Below are 12,004 nucleotides of genomic sequence, written 5' to 3' on the forward strand. Positions count from 1 at the left end.
ACTCAGGAAGAGCGGACTGGCAGCGATTGGACGCGCTCGTCAGTGGCGCGGGCGATGGCGTTCGCAACGGCCCCAGTCGCCGGGCCCTGGGCGGCTTCTCCTGCCCCCAGCGGCGGCTCGTCGGGCCGGTCCAGGACAGTCGCTTCTACCACCGGCACGTCCTCAAACTGAAGAATTGGATAGCTGCCCCACTCCCGGCTGGTGATGCGGGTATCGTCGAACTGCACTTCCTCGTTCAGCATCCAGCTCATCGACTGAATCATCCCCCCCTCCACTTGATTGCGGAGTCCGTCGGGGTTGATGACCTCCCCGGAATCGATGGCGCCCCACAGGTGGGTGACCGTGAGATCCCCGTCCGCCTCAGCCCGTACCCTTGCTGCGACGGCGCAATACGACGCGCGATTCTTGTAGCGGGCAAAGCCGTAACCGAGACCCTCAGTAGCCCCCACAGAAGTGTCTTGAGCCTGCTCGGCCACCGCGTCGAGGACCGCCCCCGCTCGCGGGTCCTCCAGGTGCTGTTTCCGAAACACCACCGGATCGGTTCCCGCCCGGTCGGCCAACTCGCCCATCATGCTCTCAATGGCGAACACGTTGGCGTGCGCCCCCAGTCCGCGCAAGGCTGAGACGCGCAGCGGACCGTCGAAAAAGTGGGCACTGATGCTTCGGGTCGGAAGCTCGTAGTACGGAACTGCATTGCGGTAGCCGCCAGCCAGGTAGCCCCGCGACGTGAGCGCGTGGGCGTCCTCAATGTACCGACCGGCCAGCAGGTTGCCAGGATCGCCCCCTGGACGCGTGCTGTGCGAGTCCGAGTGCACGTCGAATTGCCAGTCCTGAATCGTACCGTCGTCCCCAAGGGTCGCCTCCACGTCCATGATCATGGCACTGCCGTAGGGCTCCCAGCCGTGCTCATCTTCGCGCTCCCACTGGAGCCGAACGTGTCGATTCGGCACCTCCATTGCCAACAGGGCCACATCCGCGGCCACGTCGTCCGCACCGTTGTGACCGTAGCAGCCCGACCCCGGCACGCCCTTGACCTCAATCTTTTCCGGCGGGAGTCCTACCAGTGCAGTCAGGGTGTCACGAAGGGGATACACGCCCTGGCTGTGCGTCCAGATGCGCAGGCGGTCACCGTCGTAGTGTCCCACGGCGCAGGACGGCCCGAGTGAGCCGTGCATGACGTACGGGCGGAAGTAGCTGGCGGAGATCGTTTCGCCCTCGCCCGCACTGCCCTCGTCGACCACCGTCTCCGTCTCTGCCGGCAATGCTCGGAGGTGTTCTTCCAGCGGCGTGTCGGCTGGAAGCGCCCTCGGCTCCGACCATTCAGCGTTGCTCTGGAGCACCTGCTGCGCTCGAAGGGCCTGGTGCTCTCCCTCCGCCACGACGGCCAGGAAGCTGCCGTTCTGCACAATCTGCAGGCCGTCGCCGACCGCCTCGCGCACAGCATCCTCGTCATATTCCCTCAGCGACGCGTCGTAGCCCGGCGGGCGGACCACTCGCGCGTGCACCATGTCGTCAAATCGGAGGTCCTGCACGTAGACCTCTTCGCCCCGCACCATGCGGTCAATGTCCGTCCGCTCCACGGGCGTGCCCACCCACTCCCGCTCGTCCGTGGGTCGCAGGTCGGCAGGCTCGGTGACGGTCTCCGTGATCTGCTCGTCGCCCAGTACCTCCGCAAACGTAGCCGATTGGCTGCCTGCTGTCAGCGTCCCGTCGTCGATCTTCACCCCTTCAGACTCGACGCCGAACTGCTGAGCGGCGCGCTCCTTCAGGATGCGGCGGGCCGTGGCACTCGCGTGCCGCACCGACATGGCGCTGTGTTCAATCGACACGCTGGCGGACGTGTAGCGCTCGTTTGGCGTCACGCCGGTCTCGGCCAGATGCACCTCTAGCCGATCCGGCGACGTATGCAGTTCCTCGGCGGCCACCTGCGCGATGGCAATGCGAATACCTTGCCCCAGCTCCAACTTGCCGGTGTAGACGCGCAGACGCCCGTCGCCCAGCACTCGAAGCCACGCGTCAATGCGTGGGTGTTGGGCGAGGCTCGGAGGCAGGTCGCTCCTGCCTGCCGGATCGGACGCCTCCGCCGCGTCGGCCTCGTCCTGCGTGAGCTGGCAGCCGGGAAGCAGGCTGAAGCCGATCGTCAGAGTCCCGGCGCTTTTCAGGAAGGTGCGCCGTGGAAGTCCGGACTCAGGCACATCGTCGGAGGAGGAAGGAGTGGACATGGGACAGATGGGAATCGGGAAAACAGGGCACCAAACCAGAAGTGGGCGCATCAATCCTCCATCTCGCCGGCCGCGCGCTGAACGGCCCGAACGAAGCGGGCGTGCGTGCCGCATCGACAGAGAACTTGGTTCATCCGGTCCGTGATCTCTGCCCGACTCGGATTCGGAGTGTCCTCCAAGAGCGAGACAGCCGTGATGATGACCCCGTTCACGCAGTAGCCACACTGCGCGGCCTGCTCCTCCACGACGGCTTCTTGCACCGGATGCAGCCCGCCATTGTCGTCCGAAAGGCCGGCGAGCGTCGTGATGGGCCGGTCCTCCACCGCCGAGACGGGCAGCTGACAGGTGGTGCGCGCCGTCCCCTCCAACAATACCAGACACGACCCGCACTGCTGCAGGCCACAGCCGTACTTGGGACCGTTGAGTCCCAACTCGTTGCGCAGGACGTAGAGGAGCGGCGTTGACGGATCGACCCTCACGGTGTGGTCGTCGCCGTTCACCGTGAGCTGGATCTGCTGCTGTTCCATCTCGGGATCGGGGTCGCTTGAGAGGAGCGGGAAAAGAGCCGGACGTTTTCATCAGCGCGCGCCGGTCTACTCCCAAACCAACCTCCGCCCCCTCTGATCCGACCGCGTTCCAAACCGGCCGTTAGCGGTTTTCGCCCTCTTTCTGTGACACTTGCTGCCGCACCTTCGCAAGCGCCTCGGGCGTATCCACATCCTGCAGAATGCTATTGTCGTGAACGGGCACCCGGGTGAGCGGCACCTCGTCGCTGCGCAGGAGGTCGCGAGCGCCCCGATCCCCCTCCAGGTCGAGCAACGCCTCGCGGTAGGATGCCCCGAAAATAACAGGATGCCCCTGCTGCCCGTCGTAAGTGGGTGCCACAATCCGCGGGGTCGTTTGAGCGGCAAAGGATTGGCAGAGCCGATCCACGATGGAGCTGGAAAGCAGAGGCAGGTCGCCGGGGCACATCGCAAACCCGGTGGCATCCGGCGAAGCTGCGCGCACGCCTCGGCGGATTGACGAAGACATGCCCGACCGAAAGTCGGGGTTGTGGACGACGCGCGCCCCATCCGCCCGACGGACCAGCCCGGCGATCCGCTCGTGCTGGGCACCGGTCACGACGATCATCTCTTTCACCGGAGCTGCCGCAACCGCCTGAAGAACACGGAGGAGAACGGGCCGGCCATCCACCGTTAGAAAAAGCTTATTCCGCTCCCCCATCCGCCGGGAGCGGCCCGCGGCCAGAATGATGGCGGACGGCGCATCGGGTAAGCTCATGATACATGCAAGGCTGTGGAGGGGCTACGCCGTCGCGGGGTCACCGTCGGCGGACGCGGCCTCGGCCTGATCAGTCTCCGGTCGAACCGTCGACGGGTGAATGCGACCGGTCCCGTCGGATAAAAACCCACCGCTCGCCCCAGCAAACACGGTTTGCACCTCGGCCGCAACGGAGAGGGCAATCTCTTCGGGCGTTTCTGCGCCAATGTCGAGCCCGACCGGGGCGTGGAGCCGCCCGTCGGCCATTGCCTCCTGAGCCGCCCGGTCTGCCGATGTCTCTCCCTCTGCAAAGTCCTCCGCCAGCCGCTCCAGGCGGGACCGAGCTCCGAGCGCCCCCACGTAGCCGACGTCCGACCGCAGAAGAAACCGCAGCACCGCTCGGTCGCGGATGTAGTTGTGACTCATGACGACGGCTGCGTCGCGCGTCCCCACGTGCGCAAGCTCCTCAGAAACCTCCTCCGGATGGGGAAGCGCAACGTGCCCAGCCGCATCTGGAAAGTGCTCTTGGAGTTCAGGCACGGGCGATCCTCCTACGACCACGGGCTCCCAGCCCAGCAGGTTGGCCTGCCGGACGAGCGGCTCGGCGTCGTGCTCCTCCCCGAAAATGAGGAGACGGAGCGGCGGCTCCACGTGCTCAATCATCACGTCGACCCGGCCCCGATCCAACGTATACGCGGTCTGCAGCGCCCGCTCCTGACGGAGCACGTCCGCAGCGTCCGCAGCAACGGCCTTCCGGAGGGCGTCGGACTCGATGTCTCCGCGCCCGGACGCCGCCGGTGTCGTTACCAACAGGTGGCGTCCTTTTTCGCTGTCAAGGTCGCCCTCCGTCCGGTAAACCGTCGCCAGCGCTCCGGCAGTTCGGTGCTCCATGCACTGCCGGACGAGAGACAAGGCGCCGAGGGCATCGTCGTCGGACCGAAACGGTTCGAGAAGAACGTGGATCGTGCCGCCGCACCCGCTCCCGAAGCCGAAAGGGTCTTCTCCCTCCTGCTGCTCCAGCGTCACGAGGTCCGGCGCTCCGGTCTTTAGCACGCCCTTGGCTCGCTCGGCCACCTCTCCCTCCAGGCATCCCCCAGAGATGGTCCCCACGTACTCCCCGTCGGGACGGACGAGCATGCGTGCCCCCTCCAGTCGGTACGACGATCCCTCAATTTCTACAATGGTCGCAACCACGGCGGGCACGTCCTCGGCCCGCAGTCGGTCGGCCTCTCGAAGTATGCGTTTCAGCTCTCGCATGTCTGTGTTCGCGTATGCATGACTGTCCTGGTGAAAATTATGCGCTCGTCTCTCGTGTCGAGCTCAGCTGTGTTTCATTCCCCTCTCCCTCGAAACGTCCCAATCGGGGGCATGCCAGGGAAAGAGCGTGACGTCGAAATGATCGCCGGCCTCAATGCGCTCACGCCCCGCCGGCACGCGGATGAACCCATCGCTCTCGTGAAGCCCTGCCAGCATGTGGGAGCCCTGCTTTTCGACCGAGCGCAGGATCGCGATTTCGTCTTCGACGCCGTCGACCCGCACTAGCACGAACTGTGCGCGGTCCGGGGCCAGACGGTCGTAGGGAGACGCAAGGCGTCCGTTCATTCGTCGTCCCTTGGGGTGTGGATGCCCCAGGCACCGCCGAAGGAGGGGACGGACGTAGACGACCGTGCTGATGGTCGCGGAGAACGGATTTCCAGGGAGGCCAAAGAGAAGGGTGTCCCTCTCCAGGGTGTCCCTCTCCGTTGCGGCGTCCCGCGTCGCAAAGTAGAGCGGCTTGCCGGGCTTCTGCCGCACCTTCCAGAAGTGGCGCTCGAAGCCGACTTCCTCGGCGGCCCCCTTTACGTGATCGTGCGGGCCCACGGACACCCCGCCGGTGACGAGCACAACGTCGGCCGCATCGGCCGCTCGGTCAATGGAATCAGCGGTGTCGCCCCGTCGGTCAGGAACCGATTCGATATGTCCGAGCGTCGCTCCCGTGTCGTCAAGGAGGGCCGTCAGAACATACCGGTTGGCGTCGCGAATCTGGCCGGGCTGGAGATCGGCATCGACGCCAACCAATTCGCTGCCCGTGGTCAAGAGCGCGACCGTGGGCGGCTCATAGACCGGCACCTGAGCAACACCTAGGCTCGCCAGTCGGCCCAGCAGAGGCGGAGTCAGCAGCGCGCCTCGTTCTGCGACCCCATCTCCCACCGCCACCTCCTCCCCCTCGAAACGAACGTTCGCGTGGGGACTGCCGTCATCGCGAAAACGCACACGCTCGCTCCCGCCATCGGTGTCTTCGATCGGGATCACGCGGTCGGCCCCGGTCGGGACCACTGCCCCCGTCGATATTTTGATCGCCTCTCCCGCCTGCAACGCTCCGTTGTAGGGGTCGCCCGCCTGCGACTCGCCCACGACTGCCAGCTCCCAGGGCCCACCGGCGGAGTCGCGGTCAGGCAGAGCGACCGCGTAGCCGTCCATCGAACTATTGTCAAAGGCAGGCATCGGCTCCGGTGCCGCGACATCTTCAGCCAATCGATGGCCCGCTGCTTCCGCGAGGGACACCTCCGCGCGCCCTGGATTCGGACGGTGCCGTTTCACGATGGTCTGGGCTTCGGAGATGGAGATCATGATTGGCGCTGGCTGTTGCTTCAGAAGGCGGTGCCTAGAGCTCACGTGGACGGATCTACCGTAGTGCCCGGTAATACATGAACCGCAATAAGTTAAGAAGATGTCAGAGCCTGCCCAGCGGTCGGCTGGGCGCACTCACGTTTCTCGCGTCCCCACTTGCGCGATACGTAGCGTTCGCCTGGGAAAGCAGAATGATCCCAACGGGCACAATGCTCCGGAGGAGTAGCGGTTAGGCGGAGGCGTCTGGCTCGTGGCCGCCCCCCCAGAGCATCGGAAAGACGTGAAGCAGGCCGGGAAAGAGAGCGTGGAGCGACTCTTCAACCCCGCTCGTACTGCCAGGAAGCGTCACGACGAGGGTCTCCCCAATCGTGCCTGCCACCTGTCGTGAGAGGAGGGCGTGGGGGGTGCGTTCCGCACCGTACGACCGCATCCGCTCGGCGATCCCGGGGGCCGCTCGATCGAGCACCGGCGCAATGGCCTCGGGCGTCGCGTCTCGGGGCCCGAAGCCCGTGCCGCCGGTCGTAAAAATCAGGTCGATGCCTCCTTCGTCTGCCTGCGACTCCACGTACGCTCGCACACGCTCCGGCTCGTCGGGCAGCACGTCGGTGCGGGCCACCGCGACCGGGTAGTCCGATAGAAACGACGCGATCTTCTTCCCAGATCGGTCCTCGCGATCGCCCGCAGCGGTCGAGTCAGAAACGACGAGCACCGCCGCCTCCAAATCCTCCTCAAAGTCCTGTTGAAAGTCGGACGAGCCGCCCCGTTTCTCAACCACTTTCACGCCGGTCATCTCCAAGTCGTCGGCCAGCGGCTTACACATGTCGTAGGCGTTCACGAGCGCCGCAGAGACGGCCGTGATGACCTCGATTTCGACGCCGGTCTTCCAGACCGTTTGCGCCTCGGCGGTCACCTTCAACCCCTCATCCACGACCGAGAAGCCTAAGTCGACCCAGTCGAGTGGAAGCGTCTGGCAGAACGTGACCCACTCGGGAGTGCGCTTGGCGGCGTCGATGCCTGCAGCGCGGGCAGTCGCCCGGACGTTTCCTTTCGGGATGGTTTCGTTGCGGAGATGCTCTCGCACCTCGGGACCGGCACGCAAGAGGCCCTCCGCCCGGGCGTACCGAAGCGTGTGCGTCTTGTGGCTGACGTTGATCATGATAGGGTCGCTGGAGAACTGCTGATGAGAAGAGCCGAGGCCACTGCAAAGATGGAAGACAGCACTCTACCGTCGAATCAAATGTAAAGGGCCCGACCGAAGGCGAACCTGGATGCGGTCCCCTTGCCCCACGTCGAGGACGCGGGCCCTGGAGGGCAACACTCTCGCCCGCAGGGAGGACTCCTCTCCATCGTCACCGACACGGAGGAGCACTACGTATTCGGACCCTTGGAAGATGCATTGGGTCACCGTTGCCTCGACGACGTTCCCCGATGCTTGAGCTCCTGCCTCCGGACACAACTCTACCTGCTCCGGCCGGATGCAGAGCCAAACGTCGGTCTCCGGAGGAATGTCCGACGCCGGCGCGGCCAGGCGCTTGCCGCTCCATTCGATCCTCGCTCCGGAGGGATGAGACACAAGACGGGCCGGAAAGACGTTCGGATTGCCCGTAAACCGCGCCACAAACGTCGTCGCAGGACGGTTAAAAACCTCGGCCGGTGGGCCCACCTGTTGGAGCTCTCCCTCCTGCAATACCGCTACGCGATCAGCAACCGTCGAAGCCTCAGCTTGATTATGTGTTACGTAGAGAACGGGAATGTGGAGATCCGTTAGCAGCCGACGGAAGTGTCCCCGGAGACGCCGTCGCACCGGGGTGTCGAGGCCGGCGGTCGGCTCGTCGAGCAGAAGGGCCGCCGGGTCGGATGCCAGGGCGCGCGCCACCTCCACCCGCCGGTTTTCGCCCCCCGATAGTGTCCCTGCGGTCTGTTCGAGGATGTCTTCAATTTCCAGGAGCGCCGCCAGTTCGTCGACGCGCTGCGACGCGGCGGCCGCATATTCAATGTTTTCGCGGGCAGTAAGGTGCGGAAAGAGGGCGCTCTCCTGAAAGACCCGAGCGGTTCCGCGCGCCTCGAGGGATTCCGGACCGAGGGACGTCTCATTGAGCTGAACCGTGCCTTCATCCGGGGTATCCGTCCCGGAGATGAGAGACAGGAGCGTGCTTTTTCCGCTTCCTGACGGTCCGAGCACGGCCAGGACCTCGGCGCCCACGTCCAGGCTCAACGGCCCCAGCGCGAACGAAGGGTATCGCTTTACAAGTCCACGCAGACGCAGCATCTACTCCCAGGCGTTTGGACGAAGACGGTTCAGCAGCACAAGCACGAGGATGGAGAGGACCGCCAGCACGACGGCCACTGGAAAGGCGTTGTCAAGCCCTAACGTAGTGAACGCCACCCAGATCTGCACCGGCAGGGTTCGGGGATAGTACGCAACCATGAGGGTGGCCCCGAATTCGCCCATCGAGCGGGCAAAGGTAAGCAAGAGACCAGCGACCACGCCCGGCCCTGCCAGCGGGAGAGTCACGCGGCGAAGGGTGGTCCACCGGCTCGTGCCGAGAAGCCGCGAGGCCTGTTCGTAGCGGCGCGGCACCCCTTCGAACGCCGACTTCGCCGTGATCACGGTGAACGGCGAGGCCACGAATGTCTGTGCCAACACCACGGCGGCGAAGGACCGCGTGAGGGGCATGCCGGCGGCGGTCGAGGCGCTCCCGATCCATGTAGACGGGCCGAACACGCTGAGCAGAAGCATGCCACTCACAATGGGGGGAAATACCAGCGGAAGCACGACCAGAGCGGTCACGGGGGTCGTCCACCGGGCGTCGCCGCGGGCCAGTCCGTACGCCAGCGGCGCGCCCAAAAGGGCGGACAGCACGGTGGTCGTTCCGGCGGCGGCAAGCGAGACCAGAGCGGCACTGCGGACCTGCGCATCGGCCAACCGCTGCCCGATCTCGGCCGGCGACTGCGTGATCAGCAGCGCGATCAGGGGAAGCCCGTAGTAGATCACCAACAGCCCCCCCAATCCTGCAATGACCCACTGCCCAGGGCGCAACTCAGAGCGCCGACGAGATCGGGGCGGGAGCGTCTCCATGAATGCGGGGATAGTCATCGGGAACAGAAAAGCCAAACGCCGTCAAGTACGCCCCGCGGCACTGCCGACGAAAGACGGTCTGCACCTCCGGTCTTAGGTGCCGGATGGTGGAGGCATAGCTGATCGGGGCTCCCCGAACCACCTTCCCGTCCGGCAAGCGGTATGAGGCCTGCTCGTACCAGTTCCGGGCATGGGCCGGGCTGCTCAGATTGATCTCCCGCGGGAGCTCCACGAACGCGTAGCCACGCGCCGTCGCCATGCTGCGGTATGTGAAAGCCGCCTCGATGGCTCCAACTTCAAACTGGCTGATCAGTGCAGTCTCCGGATAAACCTGCCGGGGCTCGAGCACGCGGGGTGACAACTCCGGGATTTCGTAGTACCGACTGGCGAGATCGAGGGCAAAAAGTGTGCGGTAGCCAAGCGGATCCAGGTCCGGATCCGTCCGGCCCAGTCGCACCTCCGATCGGAGCAGCGGCTCGTACCAGGCCTCCGGTCCGGCCTCTGCCAGTCGGCGGCCCGCTGCCGTATCGGGATTGTATGCAAGCACGAGCGCGTTCGTGGCAAACTCGACGTGCCACGTCGGGTGCAAGGGGCCGTCAAAGAGCGCCGCGTCGGCCAGTGATACGATGTCGGGATCGCGCTTGCCCTCCGCCACAAGGCGCGCGACGGCCACCGAGCCGTGCGCTTCAATCTCGGGGGACGGGTCCGACAATTGCTTCGCCAATCCGTTCTCGAACGCATGGTACAGGCTCCCCGCCGCCATCAGGGAGACAGCACCGCTCGATCCGTTGGTGCAGGCGCCCCCGGCCATCAGGGCAGCGGTTGCGGCAATGAACTGGCGGCGCGTCATGGACAACTAAAGGGTTTTTTCGCCTCCGGAACGGTCCCGTGGTTCGCCTCACGAGCGCTCGTGCGCCACCGGCTCATCGGGAGCGAACACCGACCCGTTCCCACAGCACCCGTTAATCCACTCGGCCTCCCCGTCGGCGTACACTTCCTTCTTCCAGATCGGCAGCCGTGCTTTGATCTCGTCGATACAAAACGCACAGGCGCGGAACGCATCGGCACGGTGGGCTGCTACAACACCGATCCATACGGCGACTTCGCCTAACTCGAGGCGGCCCACGCGATGCACGCAGGCAGCATCGATCACATCGAACCGCTCGACGGTCTCTTCTACGAGTTCGTGTCCCTCCGACTCGGCAAGTTCGTGGTAGGCTTCGTAGTCGAGCCGCCGCACGTCTCGCCCCTGGGAGTGATTGCGCACCCGGCCCTCGAACTCCACGTAGGCACCGGCCTCCAGAGAGTGCAGGGTCGCTTTCCGCTCCTGCACCCGAATGGGCTCGTCGGTAATCGAAAACGGTGAGAACGTGTCCATTGCACTACCCTCCTGCGACAGGGGGAATAAATACGACGAGGTCCTGAGAACTGAGGGCCGCGTCCCAGTCGGCAAACGACCCGTTAACGGCCACTCGAAGATCATCGGGGGCTACCGAGAAGTCGTACCGCCGATCCAACTCCTCGAACAACTCCGCTACGGTGGTTGCCCTGGACTCAACGGCCTCCCCTGACCGCCCGACCTCTTCGCGCAGCTGGGCGTAGTACTGTACCTTGACGGCCCGAACGTCCGCGGCATCCGGGGATGGATGATCCTCTGGGGATGAAGCCACGACACGAGAAGGTCTGTTCGAAAAAAGTGTCCTGTGCGCTACCCGCCGATCTTGTACATCTCCACGCGGTCGTCGGCGTCCTGGTCGGCGGCCCGACCGCGCTCTTCGGAATAGCGGTCGTCCCGATCGCCCCAGACCGACCCGAGGCGGTCGAGGATCGCCTCGTCGGCGGCTCCGTCACGCAGCAGCGAACGGAAATCCGTGCCGTCCTCAGCGAAGAGGCAGGTGTAGAGCATCCCCTCCGTAGAGAGACGTGCCCGGGTGCAGTTACCGCAAAAAGGATTGGTAACCGACGACACAAACCCGATCTCGCCCTCCCCGTCTCGGAAAGCGTAGCGGTTCGCTACCTCGCCGGGATAGTTTGCCTCCAGCGGTTCGATGGGAAACTCCGCGTCGATTCGGTCTTTGAGCTCCGCAGAGGGAACGACCTCCGCTCGGTCCCACCCGTTACGCGTCCCCACGTCCATGTACTCGATGAACCGCACGATGCGGCCGGTTCCCCGAAAGTGGCGCACGAGCGGCAGTACGGATTCGTCGTTCACGCCGCGGCGCACGACCGTGTTGACCTTGATCGGCGTAAGTCCCGCGCGGTCGGCGGCCACAATGCCCTCCAGGACCGGCTCTGGCCCCTTCCCGACCCCATTCATCTTCCGAAAGAGCTCCGGGTCGAGCGCATCAAGGCTCACGGTCACGCGGTGCAGGCCCGCGTCGGCCAGCGCTTCTGCGTGATCGGCCAGCAGGTAGCCGTTCGTCGTGAGGGCGATCTCCCGGATGCCTTCTACCTGCGCAATGTCCCGAATCAACTCCTCCAGGTTTGGGCGCAAGAGCGGCTCCCCACCGGTAATGCGTATCTTCTCAACGCCGCGCCGTGCAAAGAGGCGGACCAGCCGCGTGATCTCCTCAAACGACAGGTAGTGGTCGGGATCCAGGAAGGAGTAGTCCTCTCCGTACGTTTCCAGCGGCATGCAGTAGTCACAACGGAAGTTGCACCGGTCGATGACCGAGATCCGCAGGTCGCGCAGGCGCCGCCCGAACCGGTCGGCAAGCACCCCGGAGGCATCGTCGCTCCGTTCGGCTGCGTCCAGATGACGAGTCGGCTGGTCGGCAGCAGGCATGGGCAAGCAGAACGAACGAAAACAGTGGAGAAGGCTCCGGCTTGCGGA

At 65.0% G+C, this 12,004-nt stretch carries 12 protein-coding genes; all 12 read right to left on the bottom strand.

Going from position 1 to position 12,004, the window contains the following annotated elements; genetic code table 11:
- Window positions 1-2 precede the first annotated feature (2 nt).
- The 12 genes from BSZ35_RS18670 to moaA all read right to left on the bottom strand — a co-directional run bounded on the left by BSZ35_RS18670 (window position 3) and on the right by moaA (window position 11,956).
- On the bottom strand, window positions 3-2,222 hold the full coding sequence (locus tag BSZ35_RS18670) for a molybdopterin cofactor-binding domain-containing protein (protein ID WP_105014115.1): 2,220 nt from the start codon (window positions 2,220-2,222) through the stop codon (window positions 3-5).
- 50 nt (window positions 2,223-2,272) lie between these two features.
- Complete coding sequence (locus BSZ35_RS18675; protein ID WP_105014116.1) at window positions 2,273-2,749, bottom strand: (2Fe-2S)-binding protein; 477 nt, start codon at window positions 2,747-2,749, stop codon at window positions 2,273-2,275.
- 121 nt (window positions 2,750-2,870) lie between these two features.
- On the bottom strand, window positions 2,871-3,503 hold the full coding sequence (locus BSZ35_RS18680; RefSeq protein WP_105014117.1) for a nucleotidyltransferase family protein: 633 nt from the start codon (window positions 3,501-3,503) through the stop codon (window positions 2,871-2,873).
- A 24-nt stretch (window positions 3,504-3,527) separates the two neighbouring features.
- Complete coding sequence (locus BSZ35_RS18685; protein ID WP_105014118.1) at window positions 3,528-4,739, bottom strand: XdhC family protein; 1,212 nt, start codon at window positions 4,737-4,739, stop codon at window positions 3,528-3,530.
- Window positions 4,740-4,802: 63 nt separating this feature from the next.
- Window positions 4,803-6,092 (bottom strand): gephyrin-like molybdotransferase Glp, encoded by a 1,290-nt coding sequence (gene glp, locus BSZ35_RS18690; protein WP_105014119.1) that lies wholly within the window; start codon window positions 6,090-6,092, stop codon window positions 4,803-4,805.
- Between the two features lie 229 nt (window positions 6,093-6,321).
- Complete coding sequence (gene moaCB / locus BSZ35_RS18695; RefSeq protein ID WP_105014120.1) at window positions 6,322-7,248, bottom strand: bifunctional molybdenum cofactor biosynthesis protein MoaC/MoaB; 927 nt, start codon at window positions 7,246-7,248, stop codon at window positions 6,322-6,324.
- 66 nt (window positions 7,249-7,314) lie between these two features.
- On the bottom strand, window positions 7,315-8,361 hold the full coding sequence (locus BSZ35_RS18700; RefSeq protein ID WP_105014121.1) for an ABC transporter ATP-binding protein: 1,047 nt from the start codon (window positions 8,359-8,361) through the stop codon (window positions 7,315-7,317).
- Window positions 8,362-9,171, bottom strand: a complete 810-nt coding sequence (locus BSZ35_RS18705; protein ID WP_105014122.1) for an ABC transporter permease subunit — start codon at window positions 9,169-9,171, stop codon at window positions 8,362-8,364.
- Window positions 9,134-10,021, bottom strand: coding sequence for an extracellular solute-binding protein (locus BSZ35_RS18710; RefSeq protein WP_105014123.1), 888 nt, complete (start codon window positions 10,019-10,021; stop codon window positions 9,134-9,136). Before BSZ35_RS18710 ends, BSZ35_RS18705 begins: the two co-directional genes overlap by 38 nt.
- A gap of 48 nt (window positions 10,022-10,069) precedes the next feature.
- Window positions 10,070-10,549: a molybdenum cofactor biosynthesis protein MoaE gene (locus BSZ35_RS18715; RefSeq protein ID WP_105014124.1), complete on the bottom strand. Its 480-nt coding sequence runs from the start codon at window positions 10,547-10,549 to the stop codon at window positions 10,070-10,072.
- A gap of 4 nt (window positions 10,550-10,553) precedes the next feature.
- Window positions 10,554-10,841: a MoaD/ThiS family protein gene (locus BSZ35_RS18720; RefSeq protein WP_105014125.1), complete on the bottom strand. Its 288-nt coding sequence runs from the start codon at window positions 10,839-10,841 to the stop codon at window positions 10,554-10,556.
- Between the two features lie 38 nt (window positions 10,842-10,879).
- Window positions 10,880-11,956 carry a GTP 3',8-cyclase MoaA gene (gene moaA / locus BSZ35_RS18725; protein WP_105014126.1) on the bottom strand — a complete coding sequence of 359 codons (1,077 nt, stop codon included), beginning with the start codon at window positions 11,954-11,956 and terminating at the stop codon, window positions 10,880-10,882.
- Window positions 11,957-12,004: the final 48 nt, after the last annotated feature.

The organism is Salinibacter sp. 10B, assembly GCF_002954405.1.
GTDB lineage: Bacteria > Bacteroidota > Rhodothermia > Rhodothermales > Salinibacteraceae > Salinibacter.